We start from the raw sequence: 22,101 nt of genomic DNA on the forward strand, positions 1-22,101 counted from the left end.
AGAATATCCCTATGCAGAATGAACAGCGAATAGTACGGCAACCGGTTGCCGTCAGTTTTAGTTCGCAAAACAGTTATCAGGAAGAGCCTTTAAGACAGATAGAATACGAAATTCTTTTCATAAAAAAAGGAAATGGCAAGGTTTATATCGGAAATACAGTTTCTGATATATCTGAAGGTGATTTCATATTCATCAATCCTTTTGAAGAACATTTTCTTAAGAAGGGAAGAGGAGTTCTGGAGTTTCATTGCTACCGTATTCTGTTTGATATTTCTGCACTTGGCAGTGAAAATGATCCGTGCCGGCTTTTTTTTGAAGGAATCAGACTGTGCCGCTTTCTGACAATGCCTCCGGAACTTGCTCAGAGATTTCATAATATCTCTTTAATGAAAAAAAAATCAGAAGGTATGGAGGTTATTCTCCGTTCAATTATTCTTGATGTGATTTCCTATGCAATAGAAACGGACCAGTATGAGCGTTTTTCACAGGTTGTTGAAAATGAAAAACGGAGTCTTTCTGCAATTGATAATGCAATTCATTATATCCGTGAAAACTACAGTGAATCTATAAGCCTTGGAGCAATCCTTAAGCTTACAAATTACAGCAAGAGCCACTTTATCAGACTATTTAAAGAAAGTACGGGAATGAATGTATCAGAATACATAAATAAATACCGAATTGAAAAAGCCTGTCTGGACTTGATTTACACGAATAATAATATTACGGAAATTGCAACTTCAAACGGCTTTAACAATATTCAGTATTTTTCAAGAAAATTTAAGGAATATATGAATTGTACGCCAAAGCAGTATCAGAATAAAAAGAAGAAACTGATCTGGCGTCAGGACAGTTTATGAGAGTATAAATCCCTTAAACTGATGGCTTCCTCCACCCACAAACTTAAAGTACAGTTCGCCGATTCCGTCTGGAATGCTGATGTCTGCACTGTTTGTTTCCCAGATGTTAGAGCAGCCTGCTGATATTTCTGCAAGTACAGGGCCATCCCACTTTGTTCTGATTTCATATTTTCCGTAAACATAACCGCGGGTTAATATAGAAATCTTTTTTACATTCTTGAAATCAAAATACTTAAAGCCATAGATGTAGCCGTTTTGCACATTTGCGATATATCCTGTTTCTTCATCGCCATCGCGGCCGTCCTGAGAAACACGAGGATGTCTGATATCAACAATCCAGTTCTTTTCTTCCGGATTAAAGATATTGCAGGCAATGTATGCAGGGTATTCACCTTTTCCTTCAAGAGGACCACCGTTCAAACCACATGAAGTAATCTGAACCTGTGGAATTGTACCATCTGGAAGAACCTTAAGTTTTTCTGCACAACCCTGACGGTTAAACCAGTTACCGTTTGTGTGGCGGTGATAGAATATGTAGTATTCACCGTTTATCAGTTCAATGCTGCCGTGATTATTTGCTCCAAAAGCTGCCGGCATATCAGCAGGCTTATAGGAATCAATATGCATATCAACATTACTTACAATTACACCCTGATACTTAAAGCCTGAAGTTGGATTCTTACTTGTTGCATAACAAAGCTCATGCATAACCTGAGATGAGAAAATAAAATAATAAGTATCACCAATTTTTCTGATTGAAGGGGCTTCAAAGAAAGCGTGGTCTTTATAGTTTTTCCATTCTTCAACTGAATCCTGTTTGTAAGGGCAGTCTGTTGTAACCGGGGCTGTAACATCTGTGTAACAGTCGCCTGGAGCAACAATAACAGGTTCTTCTTCAATCGTGAGCATATCTGGTCCAAGGACTGTAGCCATTGCTCCAATTCTGTCTTTCATATGATTTCCACAGAAACCTGTATAAAGGTAAGTGCGGTTTCCTTCTGTAATAACGCCCGGGTCAAACTGTGGCATATCGCCATTGCGGTCTCCAAGTCTTGTTCCGTCTTTATAATGAACATGTCCGTAGAACTTATATTTTCCTGCCGGTGTGTCACAGACTGCAACAGAAACAAAACCTACTTTATCATAAACATAATAGAGGTAATAACGTCCGTCTGGTCCAACTGTTACATCTGGAGCATAAAGACACATGTGTCCGTCAGCATTCATTTCCTCTGAAGTTTTAGGATAGATTACTCCTTCATAACGCCAGTCTCTAAGGTCAGTTACTGGAGCAGAATAGCACACGTAATCTCCCTGACAGAAAACCCAGCCGTTAAAGCAGTCGTGTGAACCATATACATAAACTCTGTCTCCGAAAACATGTGGTTCTCCGTCTGGAATATATTCCCATGACGGTAAGTAAGGATTAAAGCCATGCTTTTTCATTATTTATTACCTCCAAAAACTTTTGCAAAATTATAAAAACCTAAATTCCAAATTCCAAAATCATGACCGCCGCCCTGTTCCTGCCAGCGGAAGTTTTCGCCTTCTGTGAGACGGTCTGTAAGGCGTGGAAGAAGTTTAGCCGCAGCTGCATGAGCTCCATAAGCAATCGAATCTTCAGTACCACAAATATTATAGAAATAATGTACCGGCAGTTTTTCATTTTGGTCTAAAATCTGAGCTACCTTTGCTGCTTCATAAGAAGTTGGAGCTGCAGAAAAAGCACCGAAATAACTTATTAAATCAAGACATTCACAGATTCCAATATTTATAGTCTGCATTCCGCCCATAGAAAGGCCGGCCATTGCACGATGGTCTCTGTCTGCATAAGTAGAGTAGTGTGAGTCCATATAAGGAATCAGATCGTTGCGGAGCTCTTCTCCGAATTTATAAAAAGCAAGATAAGTTTTGTTCGGATCCGGATCGCTGCCTGAACGTCCGTTTGGTGTTACGATTATAAAAGGTTCTATATCACCTTTTACAGTCAGATTGTCCATTATCTTTTTGATGAGGGACTGCTCGTCTTTCATACCCCATTCGTTTTCGTCACCGCCGATTCCGTGCATCAGATAAAGTACTTTATATTTTTTTGATTTGTCATAACCTGCAGGCAGATAGACGTTTGCTTTTTTTTCTTTAGTCTGACCATCACCATAATAATTTTTAGATTCATAAGTGATGTGCTCAATAGTTCCGCCGTCCTTTACAATAACGCGGTAAGCTTCCGGAATGCGGTCCAGCTGCTGTTTTGTGACTGGCTGATTTTCAAGTTTGATTGCCTGAGAAATCGGATTCGCTTCAAACGGAAAGTCTGTCTTTTTATTTTTGCAGCCGGTAAATAAGATTGTTGCAATGCTGAAAATGATAAAAGTTCTCTTCATGATTATTATCCTGATTTATTCTAAGAAATTTTTCGTAAAAAATAGTTAAACGTTTTACATTATTTTAAATAAACTTTATAATTTAATTATGAAAAGTGCAAGATATTTTGTATCTGTAATTATGATTTTAAGTATAATTACGGCGGCAAGTTCATGTAACGGAGGAAAAAAGATGGAATCAAAAAATGAGACAATACTGGAAGCAACTGCTGTAACAGAAATGCAGAAGCTTATGGCAGAAAAAGCTTTTAAAATGCCGGGAGAGAATAATCCTGTTGTTGCACACAAATATGGTGCAGATCCTGCCATTTTGATTTATAAGGATACCTTATATCTTTATACAACAAATGATATGCAGCAGTTTGAATTTACAAAAGGCAAAACTGATAACGGATATAATAAGATTACAAGTCTTAACGTGTTCAGTACAAAGGATCTTGTAAACTGGACTGACTGCGGAGAAATCAAAGTTGCCGGAAAAAATGATTTTATTGGTGCTGCTCTATGGGCAAGCAATTCCTGGGCACCTGCTGTATGCTGGAAGAATATCAATGGAAAAGATAAGTTCTTTATTTACTTTGCAGACAGTGGAAACGGAATTGGTGTTCTGGAAGGTGAGTCTCCTGTTGGTCCTTTTATTGACCCGATTAAAGAACCTCTTATTTCCCGAAAGGTTCCAACCTGCGAAAAAATCAACTGGCTTTTTGATCCTGCTGTAATTGTTGATGATGATGGACAGGCATATATTTATTTTGGTGGCGGACATGATCCTGATAAATATGAACATCCTATGAATGCCCGTTGTGCAGCCTTGAGTGATGATATGGTTCATCTTGAAGGAGAACCTAAAGTTATTGATGCTCCTTTCCTTTTTGAAGATTCTGGAATCAATAAGATTGGTGATACCTGGTATTATACTTATTGTACAAACTGGGCAGACAGAAAAGATACAAAAGATCCAGACAAGATGCCAATTGCAGTAATCGGTTATATGACATCAAAAAATCCTCTCGGACCTTTCGAGTACAAGGGCTACACTCTGGAAAATCCTGGAACTGTTTTTGGAGCCTGGGGAAATAACCATCACTGGATTTTCAACTTCCGCGGAAACTGGTATATCGCATACCATACACAGACTCTTGAAAAAACAACCGGTCAGGAAAAAGGCGGCTACCGCAACATCTTTATTGACCATTTTGCAGTAAATGCAGATGGAAGCCTTCCAATCCAGAAATCAACAAAAAAAGGTGTAGAGCAGAGTGGTGTGTTTGCGCTTGGTGATGTTGTCCCGGCTACAACCATGGCAAGTTCAGTGAATGTCGCCGTAACTTCAAAGCAGAGCGTAGCTGCAGTAAAAGAAGGTGGTTACGTTTGCATTAAAGGTGTTGAGTTCAAAGGAACAGAAGCTGAGTTTACAGCAGAATGTATCCCGGCAGACGGAAAATCAATCAAATTAAACATTGACGGTATTGGCAGCAACGGCACCGAAATTGCAGCCGCAAAACTCGGAAACAAAAATTCCGTAAGCGCAAAATTAAACGCTGTCAGTGGCAAACATGATTTGTTCATCATCCTTCCAGAAGGCTGCGAACTTATCAACTGGCAAATTAAATAGAAGAAAACAAAAAAAATGCGGTGGTTGAACGAGTCGAAACCACCGCATTTTTTTAGTTTTAATGTTTCTTATAATTGAAGCTCTTCTTCTGTGTAGTAACCAGAATCAACTAGAACTGTTCTCCAGTTATCTTTATCAACATAAATTGCATCACATAAGAAAGCTGGAATATTTTTTTCGCCATTGTTTACAGTTTTGTTTACTGGAACTATTGTATTAGACAGAATTGCTTTTACCATATCTACAGTTTTAGAAGTCATTATACTTGTTTCCTTCAGTACTGACATACTCTGTGTTCCTTTAATAATGTTTTTTACAGAATCAATATCACAGTCTTGACCTGTGATTAATGGAAAACTATCTTCAGTATACCCTGCAGCTAAAAGAGCTTCCGTTACACCTTGTGCGGTTGAATCATTTGAACACAATACTGCATCAATTGTTTTGTTATATTCTTCATATATTGAAATGATTCTTTCCATTCTTTCTTTTGCTTTTTCTGTTTTCCATTCTGGAGTTGCGCACTCTGATAATAATAAATCGTTAGAGTATACACGAATATTTTTAGCTAAAAAATCGCGAAGAACTTCCATAGCACCGTAAAAATATGATTGAACATTAATATCAGTTTCATCTCCAGTAAAGAATTCCATAGTTACATCATCTTCACGGTTTTCAAGATTTAGTTTTTCAATAAGATATTCAGCCTGTAGTTGGCCAACCTGTTCATTATTCCATCCAATACTATAGGAAACTGCATCTGAATCCATTATTAATCGGTCATAAGAAATGACTTTTATACCTTCTGACTTTGCTTCAGCAAGAACAGATGTCAAAGAATATCCGTTTACAGGAGCAATTACTAATACTTTAACGTTGTTTGAAATCAAGTCATTAATTTGTGATATTTGATTTGATATCTGCTGTTGAGAATAGTTTTGACCTTCAGCATACTTTACATCAACACTATAACCTGCCTGTTCGAGTTTGCTTTTGATATCTGAACCATCTCTGCGCCAACGTACATTATTTGGCATTGCAATTCCAACTTCGATTTGTCCAGAAGAATTCTTTTGATTATCAGTATTTGTAGGATCACTACATGAAACTAATAACAGACCTGCAAAAAGTAAGATAAGTAGTTTTTTCATAAATAAATCTCTTTTTATAAATAAACTTTATAATATTAATTCTAACCCACTTGCCACACCTATCAAGAAAAAAAGACCGCATGGTGTTTTTAATCCATACGGTCTTTTGAAGTTTTTATGATGTTTTAGATATTACTGGTTTAACTGGAATTCTGTGAATTCATAAGTCGTTTTTATTGGTTTGTTATAACGCCAATCATCATAGTTTAAGCTTGCTGTAATTCCAAAGAATCCAGGTTGAAGAACAGGCTCTTCAATTCGTGCAATAGTTTTTCCGTTCACATTAATTCCAATATTACCATTGTCATCTGTGTAAACAATTACTTCATTTACTTCAGAAAGATCATTGATTTTTGAATATTCTGTCCATTTTTGTAATGTTGTCCTAGTTCCGTGAAGTTTTTGTTTAATTTTTAGTTCGTGATAAGGATTAATTATTATTTCATAATATGACCAATTGCCAGAAGAATCTATAGAACCATAAAATATGAATCCTGGATAAGTTGTATTTGTATCACTCTTAATAGTTGCTTTAAATCCTTTGTATGTATCATTTGTTATTGGATAATTTGTATTACTGTAATAACCTGCTTCAGGAACATCTGACACAGCTAATTCCCACGGAGTAGGAAAATCATAAATAATTTTTTTACCAACTACGGTAAGTGTGGAGCCTTCGTATGGTCCAGATAAACTTGTTTCAAATACCGCATTGTCAGTCCACTCTCCCGGAATGTGTTCTGGCTCTTCTGGATTGTTTTTACATCCCATGAATACTGCCGAAGCTATCAAAAGCAGGACAGAATTTTTTAATAGTTTTTTCATAAAAAATTCTCCTTTTTTTACAAACTTTATACTATTAACTTTACCCCTTCCCTAATACATATGTCAAGTAAAATTTGAGAAAATATGCAAACTACTTCCTACATATTCATTTTTTTACTATAATATACATCTATGAGTAACGAAAATCAGAATAATCAGAATAACGAAAAGAGAGATCCACTCCTCTGTCACTGGGCAGATCAGATGGCTAATCAGATTATCCGCGAAAAGGGAGATCTGGATTCTTATACCTGTGCTTCAGGAATTACACCTTCTGGAACAGTTCACCTTGGAAACTTCCGCGAAATCATTACAGTAGACTTAGTAGTTCGCGCACTTCGCGACCGCGGTAAGAACGTACGCTTTATTTATTCATGGGATGACTACGACGTATTCCGCAAAGTTCCTGCTAACATGCCTGACCCTGAAATCCTTGAAAAATACCTCCGCTATCCAATTACTGAGGTACCTGATACAACTGGACGCAATGAAAACTATGCCCGCCACCATGAGGTTGATATTGAAACTCAGCTTCCACGCGTTGGCATTTCTCCTGAGTTCCTTTATCAGGCAAGCCGATATCGTGCAAACCGCTATGCAGAAGGTATGCGCAAGGCTATGCAGAACCGTGACGTAATCAAGGAATGTTTAAACGAATACCGCGATGACGCTCATAAAATGAAGCCGGAAGATGTTTACTGGCCGGTAGCAATTTTCTGCGGAAAGTGCCAGAAAGATACAACTGAAATTACAGACTACGACGGCGAATACGGAATCACTTATAAGTGTGAATGTGGTAACTGCGAAACTGCAGATATCCGTACTTTCAAGGGCGCAAAGCTCGGCTGGCGTGTTGACTGGCCAATGAGATGGAACGAAGAAAAGGTTGTATTCGAGCCGGGTGGAAAAGACCACATCAGCCCAGGTGGAAGCTACGATACAGCTAAACTTGTTTCTAAGAGAATCTATGGCTGGGACGCTCCTGTTACAATGCGCTATGACTTTGTAAACCTCAAGGGAGTTCCTGGAAAAATGTCTTCTTCAAAGGGTAAGGTAATTGCTTTGCCTGATGCTCTTGATGTTTATCAGGCAGAAGTTCTCCGCTACCTCTTTGCTGGTACAAGACCTAATACAGAATTTGCAATCAGCTTTGATATGGATGTTCTCAAAGTTTATGAGGACTACGACAAAACAGAGCGTATTGTTTACGGAATTGATAAGGCTAAGTCTGACGACCACTTCAATAAGGAAAAGCGCATTTATATGCTCAGCCAGATTGACGGAAAGATTCCGGAAACAATGCCATATCAGGTAACAATCCGCCAGCTTACAACTCTGCTTCAGATTTATTCTGGTGATATTGATGCTGTAATTAAGGCTCTCGGAGACGTAAAACCTGAACAGGAAGAAAGACTCCGCCGCCGTATTGAGTGTGCATGGTTCTGGGTAAAGCATTCAGCTCCAGACTGCGCTCCAGACTTCTGCTTCGAACTCCGTAACGACGGAAGCAAGGCAGACCTCTCTGGCGACATTCTTACAGCAGTAAAGCGTGTTCGTGATGAAGTACTTCCAAAGCTCGATACATTCCAGCTTGATAAGGAATGTCAGCAGGCAATGTATGATATCGCTACAGAAATGGGACTTGAATCAAAGACTTTGTTCACAGCACTTTATAATGCACTTATAAACAAAGATCAGGGACCCCGTCTCGGAAGCTTCTTCCGCATTATCGGAAAAGAAAAACTCGAAAAGATTCTTTCTGTTTATTAACGAAATGTTATTTATAATAGAAGAAAATCAATAATTCTTGAAAAATAACAATCCTATGATAAAATATTTATCATAGGATTGTTATTTTATGAAACTTAATGGCAAATTCTCTTTTATAATTCTTTTTACTGTTTTTCAGTCTGTAATTCTTACAGTCTTTTCAATCGTAAATATTACTCAGATTCAAAATCTTAAAAATTACCAGATAATGGAAATCAAAACTGAATCTCAGCTTGCATCCATAGTTGATTATCTGGAAAAAATGGATTACTGGGATTTTGAAATAGAAACAGCTTATTCTGCATTTGATTCTAAAAAAACATCAATTACAGAATCCTTTAATTATCTTCTTGAAAATCCGATAATTGATTCATTCCCGGAAGATTTTAAATCCAGTCTCAAACAGACAAAACTTACCTGGCAGCTGCTTAATGACAGTTTTGGTCCAGTTGAAAATATTTTAAGGACAATGGAAGCGACAAAGCCTAATACTTCAGTACATACAAGTATCAAAAGTTTTGGTATCCGGGAAACAGCAAATCTTTATACACAGGATGAAGATATTTTAAATCTTTTAAGCCTTACAGAGGATGCTCATACACAGATTAAAAAAATTAGACTTCTCTATGTTTCTCTTATGGAACTGAATACAAAAACCCTTAATAATATAGAAAGAATTGTTCTGGAAAGAGAAACAAAATTCGTTGCAATAACAATTATTTTTGCCGCAGTTACATCAATCATTCTTGCCTGCATGATTTTCCTTGTTACCTCTAAGATTTCTAAGCGAATCATCAAGGTAAAGGATGTTACTTCTACACTTGCAGAAAAAGACTTTACTGCAAATGTAAATCCTGAAGGAAGCGATGAAATGCATATGCTGATGGCAAATATCAGCGATATGGTTACACAGATAAATAACTTCTTCCTGCTTGTAAAATCTACTGCCAAAAAAGCAATTGATGCAGAAGCAATAATCAATGAATCTGCTAATAGTACGGCAACAGCTTCAACTCAGATTGATTCAAATATTGATGAAATGAGTAAGAAGTTTACAGAAATGGTAGAAGTTATGAATGCTGCAATTGGCGTAATTGCGGAAATGAATGTTCATGTTGATACGCTGGTTAAGAGTAATAATGTTCAGACTACCGCAATTGAGAACAGTAACAGCGCAGTAAAAGAAGTTGTTAAGACCCTTGAGTCCATGAGCAAGATGGCTGAAGAGCGAATGGAAAGTGCACAGGAAATGCATACTTATGTAGCCGATGGTGATGATAAGATAACTGCTACAAATGAAATCCTTGGACACGTCGCTGAACAGCTTGATGAAGTTTATGAAGTTGTAACAATCATCAATAACGTTGCAGAGCAGACAAACCTTCTTTCTATGAATGCGGCAATTGAGTCTGCACATGCCGGTGAAGCAGGTAAGGGCTTTGGTGTCGTTGCTGAGGAAATCCGTTCTCTGGCAGAGGAAACTTCTGAAAATGCAGATAAGATTTCCCGCGTTGTAAATGCAATCGTACAGGCCGTTGAAAATGCAAACAAATCGAGTCAGTCTGCATTTGAGGCTTTTGAAAAGGTTAGTGCTCATGCAGATCAGATAGTAAGTTCATTGCAGGAAATTACTGGCGGAATTGGAAGAATTGATTCACAGATGCTTCAGATTAAACAGCGTAGTGAAGAAACTTCTTCTGCCGCAGATGAGATGAACAAATACTGTGGAGATCTTGCTGGAAAACAGCAGAAGGTTTCTCAGCAGGTTGATAACATGAATGAGGTATTCTTCCAGGCTATTCTTTCGCTTAAGAAGATTAAGGAAGAGACTGCAGATATTGTACAGAAGATGAAGAATGTTAGTTCTTCAAGTGATGAAAGTTACAGAAACCTGTCAGAACTGGAAACTGTACTTGAAGAGTTCAAGACAAGTGAAGTTGGAAAGACTGTAATGGAAGAGCCTGTCGCTGTTGAACCAGAGGCTGACGTTCCAGTTGTAAATGAGAAGCCTGTAGTAATTGAGAAGCCTGCAGTAATTGAAAAGCCGGTTGTAATCGAAGCCCCTGCTGCTGTTGAAAAAACTGAAGAACCTGAAATTCCGGAAATAATGGAAGAAGAAATTCCTATAATGGAAGATGAAGTAAAAGAAGAAGCCCCTGCTGCTCCAGTAGAAAAGAAATCTGGTGGTTTTGAAATGTTCAGCAGATCTAATTCGGGAAGTGACATTTTTGCAACTTCGTCAGAAACTTCTGAAGTTGATGAGGTTAAAGAAATTGGTGAAAGAGGAGTTGTTGGGGCAGAAAACGAGAATGTAAAACTTGTATACAAGAGCCCAAGCCTTGATGAAATCAATGCAAAACTGAATCAGCTTGCAATGGCTGGTGGCTTTGGAATCAGTGATGACATGTTTAAAAATGATGATTTAGAAAGTACTATTTTACAAAAATAAGAAGAAGCGAAACCAGATAGGGCAGTGAAATCAAAAGTGAAGATGGAATGCCCGAAATATAATTCTGAATATTAGCAGAGAAAACATCTGCAACACAGAAAACCAGAACCGCTGCCACAATGCGCAGCGGTTTCTTTTTGCCAAGGAAAACTACTGCGAGTGCCATCCAGCCTCGACCACTTGAAATATTAGGAACAAAAGAAGAGAGTCTCATAGCAAGAAAGCAGCCAGCTGCAGAACCGTAAAGGGCTGCAAGTGACCAGGACAGAGTTCTGATTACGCCTGGATTTACACCCTTTGCCTGTAATACATCCGCATCACTTCCCGCAATCCGAATATATAACCCGTGGCGGCCGTACCTCAGGAATATTGCCGCAATCGCAACAAGCACCGCCGTAACAACTACAGTCGCCGCGCGCGCCGAGTTCGCAGAAAAACGGAAGAGTTCTGCCGCCAGAACTCCGCGGGTCCCAAAAATCACCGACGACAAACAAGAACACAGCGCACCAAATAACAGGTTCATCGCTATGGCGGCAATAAACCTGTTAGCTCCCCCTCGCTCTACAACTGCCGAGAACGTCAGTGTAATTCCTACCGCACCGAGGCAGGCCATCACCGCCCCAAGAATTGCCGAGCCCGTTGTTACAGTGAATGTATAGAACAAAAAGGCAGAGAACGAAACAAGTCCATCTAAGAAAAGCGCAAGACAGCCTGCGTATTCAGTAAACAGGGCTCCAATCGAACAGAGAATAAGAGGGCAGGCGTAAGATAAAACAGCGAGTATTGTCATTTTGACCTCGGCTTAAATGCAATTAAAAACAGTATAACGGCCTGAATCATACTGCTGATATCGAATCCGAAATTATGATATAGCGCAAACTTATTTGAATAGGTTGTAATAAAGCCCATAAAAATAGACGACGGAATTAGCAGCAGAGGATTAGCTCCTGCAATCAGGGCTGCGGAGAAGGCGTTCCAGCCCATACCGGAATAAAAGCCTTGATGGCAGGTAAAGTAGGTTCCTGCGATGGCGGCCGCCCCGGCCAGGCCGTGGAGGCCGCCGGAAAGTAATGCGGAACTAAGGGAAAGTCTGCGGCCCGCGAAGCCCGCGAAACGTGAAAACTCTGGACTGGTGCCGAGTATGCATAGCTGGCGTCCCCAGGCTGTGCGGTTGAGTAAGCACCACGCGGCGGCACAGAATGCCAGTGCGAGAATGAACGAGGCATTAAGTGGCGATGGCGGAAGAATAGAAGGAAGGCGAACCTGCTCTGGAATAAAAGGCGTTGCCAGCAGATTGTCTGTGGTACTTCTGAACGGTCCGCTTACAAGACCGTCAATAAACGGAATCATGGCAGCCGAAGCAATAAACGAGGTAAACAGAAAATCTGCATTGCGGAAAATCTTAAAAACAGCAGAAAGTCCTGCCATCAGCGCGGTACAGATAAAGGCAGCGAGTACTGCTGTAAGAACGGCGAAACATGACATTGCAGGATTTCCACTTTCTGCAAGTTTTGCCAGCACAATTGCACTTACAAAACCGCCAAGGTAAATCTGTCCTTCGCCGCCTAAATTGAAATCTCCCGATTTCATTGAAATTAAAGCACCGCTTCCCGCAATCATATATAAGGCAGAAAGATTCAGTGCAGAACCTGTGTAATAAATATTCATTCTACCTTTCCTATTATTATCTTCACGCCTTTTTTTGCAAGTCCTTCAAGTCTGGAATAAAGCCGCTCTGTGGCTTCCGCATCCAGTCCATGAGTCGGATCAAAAAGATAAAGCTCTTCCGGATTCTCTGCCAGTTCGCGTTCAAGAATCAATCTCTGAAGCATTCCGCCGGAGAGACATAACGCTTTTTCATTTAATCTTATATTTACATCTGCTTTTGTAAGCAGTTTTTTTGAATATTCTTCAAGTTCTTTTTGTTTGCCTTTTGTATGATAGGCTGTGCAAAGCTGAAAAATTGTAAGGTTAGGATTCGAAGCTCGGAATGTTCTGTCAGAAGGAATATATCCGATACTTTTTTTTGTCATTTTCGGGCCTGACCCGAAGGACTTTCGTCTGAGTTCCATAACCTCTTCTTCAGAAATATCTTTTTCTTCAATAAAATCTGGAGTTGTTATAGTTTTTGTGAGTCCGAAGAGTTTTTCTTTTATATATGCTTCGGTAATTGATTTTGCAGAAGTTTTTTCAAGAACATTTCCATCCTTCAGCAAAATCACTTCATCAGATTTTTCAATAGCTTCTTTAAAACTGTGTGTGATTATAATTATGATTAGTCCGCTGTTTGCTAGTTCTCTGATTTTCTGTGTGTCTAAAAAGGGCGGTTCATCCAGAATCAGTACAAATGGACTTTTGAGCAGTGCACCGGCAAGAGATGTATTAAACACTTCCTGTTCACTGATGTTTTTTACTGTTTCTGAAAGTTCACGCCCAAGAATCCATTTTTTTGTGAACTCAGGAATAAGCTTTGTCATCTTATGGCTGATGCCGATTCTAAGATTATCCCTGATAGAAATTGAAGGAGCGAGAAGTGGTCTCTGGTGAACACAAACAATTCCGTTTCTGATTGCGTCCTTCGGCTTTCTTATATTCAGTTTTTTTTCATTCAGATAAATGCTTCCGCCAGTCGGCAGAATATCTCCACAAAGTACACGCGCAAGTGTAGACTTACCGGCACCGTTTTCTCCGAGAAGGGAATAAATCTTCCCTTTTTCAAAATTCAGCGAAACGCCGGTGAGTACAGTTTTATAAGAATATTTTACGCAGATATCTTTTAAACTCAGCATCTATTTTTATATGGATTGCCACGTCGCCTTTCAGGCTCCTCGCAATGACGTCATTGCGAGCGTAGCGAAGCAATCTATTATCTATTTTATCTCTGTTTTTCCTGAACGAATATCATCCAAAAGGTTCTTCATCTTCTCTCTGATGTCAGCCGGAACGGCTTTGATATAGTTCGGATCATCCTGAACAAAATCAACAAAGCCTTCTTTAATTCCAACCATTTCAGCTGTTCCCCAAGGAGTATTTCCTTCAATAAATTCCTTAGTTACATTATAAGACATTTCCTTCTGCTTCATAACACTGGAAGAAATAATAGTTCCAGGAGCTTTTGCAAAGCCATTGTCATCAAACCAAGTAACATAAATTCCATTATTTACAGCAGAAGTGATAACACCCTGAGAAGCACCGCCACAGATAGGAAGAATTACATCAACACCTTTCTTTGCAACAGCATCTGCAATTTCTGCACCCTTTGTTGCATCATACCAGTTTCCTACAATTCTAAAGTCTACAGTAGAATCAGCGTTTGCAGCCTTTGCACCCTTTTCAAAATAAGGAAGAATAATGTTATTCATAACAGGGTATTCCTGAGCTGCAATCAAAGCAAGTTTATTGCTTTTAGACATAAGTCCGCCGATATAACCGGTAAGATAAGACTGCTCATACTGATTGTAACAGATAGTATGAATGTTCGGATTTCCTTCTTTAGTTGCGTCCATCAGAATGAACTTCTGTTTTGGGAACGATTTAAGAATTGGTTCAACAAGATCTGGAAGGGAAGGGTTAGAAGAAATAATTACATCATATTTCTGTTCAGCACAAAGAGCTGTAATCTTTGCACCCCATTCAGCCTGGTTAGTACCAGCTTCCATAATAAAAAGATTAACCTTTTCTTTTTTAGAAAGATTCTGATTCTTTTCTTCAACAGCGGCTTTTACACCCTGAACAAGCATGTTATAAACAGGACTGTCATCAATAATTCCTGGAACAAAAACTGCAATAGAAGTTTTGTCAGTTTTTTTAGCCTTAGCAAATCCCATAGAAAGGATTGCAGCAAAAATAGTTGTAAATAAAATTATCTTTTTCATGTGTTATAATATATTTTTATATAAAAGTAGAGTCAAGTGACCAGTAAAAAATTCCTCACAGAGCAAAAGAGGACACGGAGTATAAAATAACTGGATAGATTATCTCTGTGTGCACTGTGAGAAATTCTTTTTGATTTTTAGCAGAGATTTAAAAAACTTCTCTTTTTCTGTATCAGAAAAGTCCTTATAAAATGTATCCAGGAGTTCTTTCGAAAGTTCCTGTGCAATTGAGTTAAACTGTTTACCTTTATCTGCAAGATAGATTATTCGGCTGCGTTTGTCTGACGGGTCTGGTTCTCCTGTAATGAATCCTTCAGCCTCAAGTTTTCTTACTAGCACAGTAGTTGTAGACTTATCGCGGTTAATTTTTTCAGCCAGATCTCCCATAGTCATTTTTTCATTAACACTGAGCTGAAAAAGAATATTTCCATGAGAAGAAGCAAATTCCGGAAACCCCTTATTTTTAAGCCTTTCGGTAAGAAAATCAGCTGTAATAGAATGAATGTTAGAAAGTAGTGAAATAGAAGAATTTACGTCCATAACATTATTTTACCACGAAATCTTCTTGTATTTAATAGTAATAATTGTTAAATTTTAAATATGTTTGGTTTTATTATTAAAAAGAATTTCTGTGATGGCTGGGACAACCTTCTTTCAGTTATTATGGCAAATCTGGTTTTCCTTTTTTCAGGAATTGGTATAGTTCTTTTGAATGGTCTTGCTGCAAATACACAGTCAGAAATCCTGGTTCTTCTTGCTTTAGTTTTTGGTGTTGTATTTCTTTCTATCCTTGTTGTCGCTTATAGTGATTCAGCTGCACATATTGCAAACTTCGAAGGAATCCATATGCTGGACTTTTTCAAGGCAATTCCAGGATCAATAAAAGACGGCGCACTGTTCGGCCTTATGAATACCGCAGTTTTCCTTATTTCAAGCTTTTCAATCAGATATTATATTGAATCGGCTACACTTTTGGGATTTGCGCTTGGCTGTTCTATTTTCTGGATAGATATTTTCTATCTGCTTGCAATGCAGTGGTTTATTCCTATCCGTGCCCTTATGCACAACAACTTCAGAAAATGCTTTAAGAAGAGCTTTATAATCCTCTTCGATAATACCGGTTTTACACTTTTGATGGGACTTTACAATCTTATTCTTCTGGTTCTGTCAGTAGTTGCAATCGGATTCTTTCCTTCAATGACAGGTATTCTTATTGCAAATACAAATGCACTTCGTATTCTTCTTTATAAATATGATTATCTGGAAGAGCATCCTGAACTGAAAACAAAAAAAGAACGCCGCCAGATTCCTTGGGACGATTTAATTGCCGAAGACCGCGACATCCTCGGTCCTCGCCCAATCCGCAGCTTCCTCTTCCCATGGAAGGACGATCAGCGCCAGGATTTATAGTTCAGATTTTATGGTAGTTTGAGTAGAGGAGGGAGGTGTCCATCCCCGCTCTTATAGGAAATCCGTTAAAAAACGAGCTGCGACAGTGGGTCGTTTTAGGATTATCCATAAAAAATAGCGGCAGAGGTAGGCTATGCCTGCCGATCCACCCTGCGGGGCTCAAACGCCGCCCCGCAACGCCCCCTTTAGTCACGGACTAATTTATATTCATTTCCTTTTGAATCTTTAAGGACATAGGTATCTTCAAAGTTATCATTTCCTGAATTTGCAGAACGTGATGTTGGTGTGCCTGTATAAGCTTTTGTATCACTTAAATAGAAGGTTGCATCACTATTAAGTTCAAAATAATTATCAGTGTGAACATAATAGTCTTGCTCGCGAGTTTGATAAATACAGAACCAAACTTGATAACAATCTTCTTTCAGATTTGAAATGTAATCATATTCGCCAGGCGCAACTTCACAATAATCTTTTGAGGCAGCGTGATCGTCTCCATCTGAATCTTTAAGGTACCAGTCATAAACATATTGTTTTGTAGTATCATTATAAAAATACATTGTATGTTCCGGCACTACCAAAATACAACTCGAAAAGAGACCTATTACCATTGATGCTAAAAGTATAGAAAATATCTTTTTCATATTGCGCTCCTTGAGTTTAATTGTAACATATAAACCTGCATTTTGCTATTCAAAATGCAGGTTTAGTTATTTTACTCACTCACTAAATCAATCTCTGTTCCATCAGAACCTGCAAGATACAACTGAGGTTTTACAGCAGTACCAGCGGCACGACAGGCAACTGAAACCTGACGCTCGTAAAGAGTGTAGATTACATCCTTGTTAAGGTAAATGCTTTCGCTGCTGTAATAATCGCCTGGATTAAGCTGGTATTCATCTTCAAAAGAGAAGTATACCTTGTAGTATCCCTCTGGAAGATCCATAATCATATCTTCTCCACCAGAACGGATTGAACGGTTATAACCAGATTTTGCATAAGTAACAATGTTGTCTTTCTTTACACACCAGTCTGTTACTGTGAACGAAGTCTGGTTTTTGCATGTTATGCTGTGATAGTATACAGGCTCCGGTTCAGGATTAGAAGGTTTTGGAGTAGTTGTAGTAGTTTTTTCCTCAATAATTAATTCTGGAAGGTCATCAGCTCCAACAATAATACAGCTTGAAAACATAAGTGCAGCTGCAGCAATAGTAAGAATAGTAGTAAGTTTTTTCATAAAATTATCTCCCTTTGTATGAGTTTGTTTACATGTATTTAGACACCCGGGAGATAAAAAAAGTGCACTTTTTTTTAAAAAAAAAGACCCCGAAACGAGTTCGGGGTGACGCGTCAGCTGAACTTAATTCAGCATCATATTTTATGATTTAGTCATAAGCAAAGTTTTTGCATCAAGACTAACTTTACCTTCTCCATTCTTAAGAATTGCAAGAGAAAGAACTTTTCCTTCTGCTGCAAGGTGTGCAACTGTTGCAAAGTTATCAAGCTTATCTGCAGCAAGAGTTCCCTTAAGGTCTGCTGCTTCATTTGTAAAGCTGAACCACGCAGTCATCTTTTCCTTTTTGATGAAATCTCCAAAGCATTTGATGTCGTCTGCAGAAGTTTTGTTCATATCAAGACCATCTACAACTACAGAAGCAATTGATGTACCTCCGTCTTTAAGAGCCTTGAGTGTGTTTACAACCTTTGGAAGAGTGAATGTTTCCTGATTAAAGTTCAGAATTGTGCGGTTGCGTACAATTTCTTCATTTACATCATCAAGGTTCAAACTCTTCTTTTTAGCAATTTCAGCAAGAACACTTGAATACCAGGCAATTACATTAGATGACTGCTGGTCAAAAGAAACATGAACGAGAGCTTTGTCGTTGAGAAGGCTGTCAATTCCAAACTGAACCAGAATAGAAGTCTTTCCAAGACCTTTTTTAGCTGTTATGAGTCCCATTTCACCGTCTTTTAAACCTGCATTTGTCACATCAAAATATCTCACAGGGCTGTGAGCGATTAAATCTTTCTTATCCATAGTCGACCTCCTGAGGTGCATAAATGTTTTTAAATCAGATATCTGATCACTTCCTCTATTCTAAACTATGAATTGATATAAAGCAAATAAATAAAAATAAAAAAGGCGACCTGGAAAAACCAAGTCGCCTTTGTATCAGTGGTTAGAAATTAATTATTTCTTACCAGCTGCTTTTTCTTCCTTGTATTTAGCCTGAAGTTCTTCAGATACGTTGTTTGGAACCTTACCATACTTAAGGAATTCCATTGTGAATTCACCCTTACCCTGAGTTGAAGAACGGAGGATAGTAGAGAATCCGAACATTTCTGAAAGTGGAACTTCTGCGTTTACTGTAGAAGTGTTGTTTTCATCAGTTGAATCAACGATTACACCACGGCGCTGGTTGATAAGACCGAAGAGGTTACCCTGGAACTCAGTAGGTGCAGTCATCTGTACCTTCATGATTGGTTCGAGGATTACAGGCTTAGCCTTCATGTAACCTTCACGGAAAGCACCAATAGCAGCAATCTGGAATGCGTTATCGTTAGAGTCTACAGGGTGGTACTGACCATCATTAATTGTAATCTTAACACCTACGATAGGAGCTCCAATCAAAGAACCTTCCTTCATAGCCTTCTGGAAACCTTTATCACAAGAAGGGATGTATTCGTTAGGAATAGCACCACCCTTAATTGCGTCTACGAACTCGTAGTCTTTCTCAGAATCTGGTTCCATGAATCCGGCAACACGACCGTACTGTCCAGAACCACCAGTCTGCTTTTTATGTGTGTAGTTGAAGTCACCAGTTGTAGTGATAGATTCGCGGTATGCAACCTGTGGTTTACCAGTGATAACTTCACAGTTGTATTCGCGCTTCATACGTTCAACGTATACTTCAAGGTGAAGCTCACCCATACCCTTAATGATTGTTTCATTTGATTCTGGGTCTGTGTATACGCGGAATGTAGGGTCTTCCTTAGTAAAGCGGTTAAGAGCCTTAGACATCTGCATAGAAGCCTGTTTGTCTTTTGGAGTAATAGACAAAGAAATTACAGGCTCTGGAACGTACATAGAAGCCATAGAGTAGTTTACTCCACCGCTTACGAATGTATCACCAGATGCACAGTCAACACCGAAGAGTGCAACGATATCACCTGCACAACCTTCGTTGATATCTTCCATCTGAGCAGAGTTCATACGAACAAGACGTCCAACCTTGAATCTCTTCTTGTTACGTGTGTTATAGAGTTCTTCACCCTTCTTAATCTTACCCTGGTATACGCGAGTATATGTAAGCTGACCGTACTGACCATCATCAAGTTTGAAACCAAGTGCAACACAAGGCTTGTTATCAACTGATTCAAGTTCTACTTCAGCTTCGTTGTTATCGAGGTCGAGAGCAACGTTGCGTACTTCGTTTGGAGCTGGGAGGTAGCGTACTACAGCGTCGAGAAGAGGCTGAATACCTTTGTTTACGTGAGCTGAACCACAGAATACACCTACGAACTGTTCAGCAAGAGTTCCCTTACGGATAGCAGCGATAATCTTGTCTTCTGCAACTCCATCGTAACCCTTTTCCATGATTTCTTCCATCAAAGAATCGTCGAACATAGAAGCTGCGTCGAGGAGTTCTTCGCGGTATTTTTCTGCATCTGCAGTCATGTTTGCAGGAATTTCTGCAATGCGGAGGTCTTCACCGTTTGGTCCGTCGAAGTAGATAGCCTTCATAGCAACGAGATCTACAACACCTTCGAGTTTGTCTTCAAGACCAATTGGGAGCTCCATCATATATGCGTTCAAACCGAGCTTTTCGCGAAGCTGCATGCGAACGCGAACTGGGTTAGCACCCTGACGGTCACACTTGTTTACAAATGCAACACGTGGTACATGGTAACGCTTGAGCTGGCGGTCTACAGTGATTGACTGAGACTGAACACCGGCAACGGCACAAAGAATCATGATAGCGCCGTCCAAAACGCGAAGGGAACGTTCAACTTCTACAGTAAAGTCAACGTGACCCGGTGTGTCGATAAGGTTGATTGTGTAGTCTTTCCACTGAACCTGAGTAGCAGCAGACTGAATTGTGATACCACGCTCACGCTCCAGTTCCATGTTATCCATTACAGCACCAACACCGTCCTTACCACGAACTTCGTGAATTGCGTGAATCTTGTTACAGTAGAACAAGATACGTTCTGAAGTTGTTGTCTTTCCAGAGTCAATGTGGGCACTGATACCGATATTTCTTACTTTTGAAATATCCCAAGCCATATTAATACCTCTTTTAAAAAAATTATTCCTTAGATTATAGTATCACGTTATTTTAATGAAAAAATAAGTTCTATTCAAGATATAAACTTGAAATTGTAAGTTTTCCGATTATCGTAACGGCTTTTATGTTCATTCTGCAGGTAAGACCAGCTGAAAATTTCTTATCTGTTATTTCTTTATCTTTTGATGAGAAACTGAAGGTACAGTTGCCGCTTATTTTATGCCTTGAATTATTTGTTAAATTCAGCTGTGCTTTATATTTCATTTTCCCGGAATCACTGTCTGATGAATCATCAAATCTCTTTTCTGCAGAAAGAGTTATGGCTGGAGTGAAAGTTTTTAAATACCAGGAGTTTTTAAACTGCATGGAAATAGAAGTAAAACTTATATCTTCCGGCGGCAGTTCTGCAGAGGCGGCCAGTAATTTTGCATTCCCTGAAACGGAAAGTGAAAGGGTAGTAATCTCCGAAGTAAGTTGAAAACCTGCATTCAGCCTGAGCGGATGTTCCGGTTTTGTAAGGTTGATTCTGGAATAAATATTGGCCCCGGTTTTTATAAAATAGAGCTTTTGATTTTTAGCAGGAACAGGCTTTTTGGTAAGAAAACCGCACTTTAATTGAACACTGGGGCTAAGCAGTTTTGCAGAACTTGTGAGTATATCTTCATATTGATTTAGAAATGCTGATGCATAAAAATCAGTGTGCTTTATAGAAAGTTTAAGGTCTAATCTATAGGCAGCTGTTAAAGGACCAAAGGGACTTTCATAAATGGCAGTCATAAATCCTGTATAAATGGAATTCTTTCTTGTTTTGTTTTTTATTTCAGTAGAAAACTGAATCAATGAACAGGTGTGAGAGTCTGCCATGTAATGTGGATTATCAAGAAACCAGGATGAACTGTCGTTTGCTTCATACATAAATCGTCCTGTTGTGAAAGATGAACTGATTATTAACCGGTTATCAAAAAACTTGTCATAAATCATTGCAGAGAATACCGGATCAGGATTTTCTGGCGAAAACCATAAATTCAGATACATTGTAAAAGGATGCGTTGTCAGCTGATTTGTTTTTATCTGTAAAAAAGTGCTTTCAGCTTTTGAAAAACTTGTGTATCCGGGAAGACTTGCGGTTAATCCTGTTGTGGAAATAATTCCATTAGAGAATGGGGAAGTACTGCTGCTTAATTCCGGAGAGTTTAATCTTGAGAGAGAACCTGAAGCAGAAAGATTTCCGAACTTTACTTCTACAGGGAGTTTTTTAATAAATTTTGAAGTTGAAAGCTGTATTCCAAAATTGTACTTATCCGGCTGAATTACAGTTCTTAAATCTATAAGAGGAACAGAAAGTCTCAGCCCGCCAGTCTTCTGAGAGTCGCCATAAAGTTCAAGCTTAAAAGATTCCGCTGCCCCAAAAGCACCCCAGGCAATTAAAAGCATAAAAGTTATAAATAATTTTTTCACATAATATAAATAGTATAAAGT

At 38.9% G+C, this 22,101-nt stretch carries 19 protein-coding genes; 5 read left to right on the forward strand and 14 right to left on the reverse strand.

From position 1 onward, the window contains the following. The first annotated feature begins 11 nt into the window (after positions 1-11). Entirely contained in the window at positions 12-857 is an 846-nt protein-coding gene (locus BMY21_RS07415) for a helix-turn-helix transcriptional regulator (RefSeq protein ID WP_074642348.1), read from the forward strand. Here BMY21_RS07415 and BMY21_RS07420 read toward each other — a convergent pair. Continuing rightward, entirely contained in the window at positions 852-2,303 is a 1,452-nt protein-coding gene (locus BMY21_RS07420; protein WP_074642351.1) for a family 43 glycosylhydrolase, read from the reverse strand. The two genes, BMY21_RS07415 and BMY21_RS07420, sit on opposite strands and share 6 nt — an antisense overlap. Then, on the reverse strand, positions 2,303-3,241 hold the full coding sequence (locus tag BMY21_RS07425) for an alpha/beta hydrolase (RefSeq protein ID WP_074642353.1): 939 nt from the start codon (positions 3,239-3,241) through the stop codon (positions 2,303-2,305). Before BMY21_RS07425 ends, BMY21_RS07420 begins: the two co-directional genes overlap by 1 nt. Positions 3,242-3,329: 88 nt before the next feature. On the opposite strand from BMY21_RS07425, the gene BMY21_RS07430 reads away from it, so the two are divergent. After that, positions 3,330-4,856, forward strand: coding sequence for a family 43 glycosylhydrolase (locus BMY21_RS07430; protein WP_083379781.1), 1,527 nt, complete (start codon positions 3,330-3,332; stop codon positions 4,854-4,856). A 68-nt stretch (positions 4,857-4,924) separates the two neighbouring features. Here the strand turns inward: BMY21_RS07430 and BMY21_RS07435 are convergent, their stop codons facing one another. Both BMY21_RS07435 and BMY21_RS07440 read right to left on the reverse strand, forming a co-directional pair. Further along, complete coding sequence (locus BMY21_RS07435) at positions 4,925-6,007, reverse strand: substrate-binding domain-containing protein (RefSeq protein WP_074642358.1); 1,083 nt, start codon at positions 6,005-6,007, stop codon at positions 4,925-4,927. A gap of 132 nt (positions 6,008-6,139) precedes the next feature. Continuing rightward, positions 6,140-6,832, reverse strand: coding sequence for a hypothetical protein (locus BMY21_RS07440; protein WP_074642361.1), 693 nt, complete (start codon positions 6,830-6,832; stop codon positions 6,140-6,142). 132 nt (positions 6,833-6,964) lie between these two features. Between BMY21_RS07440 and lysS the strand changes: the two genes are divergently transcribed. Together lysS and BMY21_RS07450 are read left to right on the forward strand one after the other, a co-directional pair. After that, positions 6,965-8,602: a lysine--tRNA ligase gene (gene lysS / locus BMY21_RS07445; protein ID WP_074642364.1), complete on the forward strand. Its 1,638-nt coding sequence runs from the start codon at positions 6,965-6,967 to the stop codon at positions 8,600-8,602. A gap of 88 nt (positions 8,603-8,690) precedes the next feature. Further along, positions 8,691-11,051, forward strand: coding sequence for a methyl-accepting chemotaxis protein (locus BMY21_RS07450; protein WP_074642366.1), 2,361 nt, complete (start codon positions 8,691-8,693; stop codon positions 11,049-11,051). On the opposite strand, the gene BMY21_RS07455 is transcribed toward BMY21_RS07450, so the two are convergent. The 5 genes from BMY21_RS07455 to BMY21_RS07475 all read right to left on the reverse strand — a co-directional run bounded on the left by BMY21_RS07455 (position 11,035) and on the right by BMY21_RS07475 (position 15,466). Further along, on the reverse strand, positions 11,035-11,841 hold the full coding sequence (locus BMY21_RS07455) for an ABC transporter permease subunit (RefSeq protein WP_074642369.1): 807 nt from the start codon (positions 11,839-11,841) through the stop codon (positions 11,035-11,037). The two genes, BMY21_RS07450 and BMY21_RS07455, sit on opposite strands and share 17 nt — an antisense overlap. Continuing rightward, a complete protein-coding gene (locus BMY21_RS07460) occupies positions 11,838-12,719 on the reverse strand; it encodes an ABC transporter permease (protein WP_074642371.1) in 882 nt (293 codons plus the stop codon). Before BMY21_RS07460 ends, BMY21_RS07455 begins: the two co-directional genes overlap by 4 nt. Beyond that, positions 12,716-13,840, reverse strand: a complete 1,125-nt coding sequence (locus tag BMY21_RS07465) for an ATP-binding cassette domain-containing protein (RefSeq protein ID WP_074642373.1) — start codon at positions 13,838-13,840, stop codon at positions 12,716-12,718. The genes BMY21_RS07460 and BMY21_RS07465 overlap by 4 nt, the downstream gene beginning before the upstream one ends. Positions 13,841-13,921: 81 nt before the next feature. Beyond that, positions 13,922-14,926, reverse strand: a complete 1,005-nt coding sequence (locus BMY21_RS07470) for a BMP family ABC transporter substrate-binding protein (RefSeq protein WP_074642376.1) — start codon at positions 14,924-14,926, stop codon at positions 13,922-13,924. A gap of 99 nt (positions 14,927-15,025) precedes the next feature. After that, positions 15,026-15,466 carry a MarR family winged helix-turn-helix transcriptional regulator gene (locus BMY21_RS07475; RefSeq protein ID WP_074642379.1) on the reverse strand — a complete coding sequence of 147 codons (441 nt, stop codon included), beginning with the start codon at positions 15,464-15,466 and terminating at the stop codon, positions 15,026-15,028. 60 nt (positions 15,467-15,526) lie between these two features. Here BMY21_RS07475 and BMY21_RS07480 point away from each other — a divergent pair, with 60 nt between their 5' ends. Further along, on the forward strand, positions 15,527-16,336 hold the full coding sequence (locus BMY21_RS07480; protein WP_074642381.1) for a YesL family protein: 810 nt from the start codon (positions 15,527-15,529) through the stop codon (positions 16,334-16,336). Positions 16,337-16,521: 185 nt separating this feature from the next. Here BMY21_RS07480 and BMY21_RS07485 read toward each other — a convergent pair whose 3' ends face one another. The 5 genes from BMY21_RS07485 to BMY21_RS07505 all read right to left on the reverse strand — a co-directional run bounded on the left by BMY21_RS07485 (position 16,522) and on the right by BMY21_RS07505 (position 22,080). Beyond that, entirely contained in the window at positions 16,522-16,977 is a 456-nt protein-coding gene (locus tag BMY21_RS07485) for a hypothetical protein (RefSeq protein ID WP_074642384.1), read from the reverse strand. Between the two features lie 71 nt (positions 16,978-17,048). Then, positions 17,049-17,570, reverse strand: a complete 522-nt coding sequence (locus BMY21_RS07490; protein ID WP_074642386.1) for a hypothetical protein — start codon at positions 17,568-17,570, stop codon at positions 17,049-17,051. Positions 17,571-17,711: 141 nt separating this feature from the next. Next, positions 17,712-18,371 carry a hypothetical protein gene (locus tag BMY21_RS07495; RefSeq protein WP_074642387.1) on the reverse strand — a complete coding sequence of 220 codons (660 nt, stop codon included), beginning with the start codon at positions 18,369-18,371 and terminating at the stop codon, positions 17,712-17,714. Positions 18,372-18,524: 153 nt separating this feature from the next. Continuing rightward, positions 18,525-20,621 carry an elongation factor G gene (gene fusA / locus BMY21_RS07500; protein WP_074642389.1) on the reverse strand — a complete coding sequence of 699 codons (2,097 nt, stop codon included), beginning with the start codon at positions 20,619-20,621 and terminating at the stop codon, positions 18,525-18,527. A 70-nt stretch (positions 20,622-20,691) separates the two neighbouring features. Further along, positions 20,692-22,080: a hypothetical protein gene (locus BMY21_RS07505; protein ID WP_143064188.1), complete on the reverse strand. Its 1,389-nt coding sequence runs from the start codon at positions 22,078-22,080 to the stop codon at positions 20,692-20,694. Between the last annotated feature and the right edge of the window lie 21 nt (positions 22,081-22,101).

This window comes from Treponema bryantii, assembly GCF_900111035.1.
In the GTDB taxonomy this organism is placed as follows: domain Bacteria; phylum Spirochaetota; class Spirochaetia; order Treponematales; family Treponemataceae; genus Treponema_D; species Treponema_D bryantii_C.

What these genes read in the sequence shown, in the direction of transcription:
- BMY21_RS07415 (WP_074642348.1), top strand. Translation starts at nt 12, where the DNA reads ATGCAGAATGAACAGCGAATAGTACGGCAACCGGTTGCCGTCAGTTTT.
- BMY21_RS07420 (WP_074642351.1), bottom strand. Translation starts at nt 2,303, where the DNA reads ATGAAAAAGCATGGCTTTAATCCTTACTTACCGTCATGGGAATATATT.
- BMY21_RS07425 (WP_074642353.1), bottom strand. Translation starts at nt 3,241, where the DNA reads ATGAAGAGAACTTTTATCATTTTCAGCATTGCAACAATCTTATTTACC.
- BMY21_RS07430 (WP_083379781.1), top strand. Translation starts at nt 3,330, where the DNA reads ATGAAAAGTGCAAGATATTTTGTATCTGTAATTATGATTTTAAGTATA.
- BMY21_RS07435 (WP_074642358.1), bottom strand. Translation starts at nt 6,007, where the DNA reads ATGAAAAAACTACTTATCTTACTTTTTGCAGGTCTGTTATTAGTTTCA.
- BMY21_RS07440 (WP_074642361.1), bottom strand. Translation starts at nt 6,832, where the DNA reads ATGAAAAAACTATTAAAAAATTCTGTCCTGCTTTTGATAGCTTCGGCA.
- lysS (WP_074642364.1), top strand. Translation starts at nt 6,965, where the DNA reads ATGAGTAACGAAAATCAGAATAATCAGAATAACGAAAAGAGAGATCCA.
- BMY21_RS07450 (WP_074642366.1), top strand. Translation starts at nt 8,691, where the DNA reads ATGAAACTTAATGGCAAATTCTCTTTTATAATTCTTTTTACTGTTTTT.
- BMY21_RS07455 (WP_074642369.1), bottom strand. Translation starts at nt 11,841, where the DNA reads ATGACAATACTCGCTGTTTTATCTTACGCCTGCCCTCTTATTCTCTGT.
- BMY21_RS07460 (WP_074642371.1), bottom strand. Translation starts at nt 12,719, where the DNA reads ATGAATATTTATTACACAGGTTCTGCACTGAATCTTTCTGCCTTATAT.
- BMY21_RS07465 (WP_074642373.1), bottom strand. Translation starts at nt 13,840, where the DNA reads ATGCTGAGTTTAAAAGATATCTGCGTAAAATATTCTTATAAAACTGTA.
- BMY21_RS07470 (WP_074642376.1), bottom strand. Translation starts at nt 14,926, where the DNA reads ATGAAAAAGATAATTTTATTTACAACTATTTTTGCTGCAATCCTTTCT.
- BMY21_RS07475 (WP_074642379.1), bottom strand. Translation starts at nt 15,466, where the DNA reads ATGGACGTAAATTCTTCTATTTCACTACTTTCTAACATTCATTCTATT.
- BMY21_RS07480 (WP_074642381.1), top strand. Translation starts at nt 15,527, where the DNA reads ATGTTTGGTTTTATTATTAAAAAGAATTTCTGTGATGGCTGGGACAAC.
- BMY21_RS07485 (WP_074642384.1), bottom strand. Translation starts at nt 16,977, where the DNA reads ATGAAAAAGATATTTTCTATACTTTTAGCATCAATGGTAATAGGTCTC.
- BMY21_RS07490 (WP_074642386.1), bottom strand. Translation starts at nt 17,570, where the DNA reads ATGAAAAAACTTACTACTATTCTTACTATTGCTGCAGCTGCACTTATG.
- BMY21_RS07495 (WP_074642387.1), bottom strand. Translation starts at nt 18,371, where the DNA reads ATGGATAAGAAAGATTTAATCGCTCACAGCCCTGTGAGATATTTTGAT.
- fusA (WP_074642389.1), bottom strand. Translation starts at nt 20,621, where the DNA reads ATGGCTTGGGATATTTCAAAAGTAAGAAATATCGGTATCAGTGCCCAC.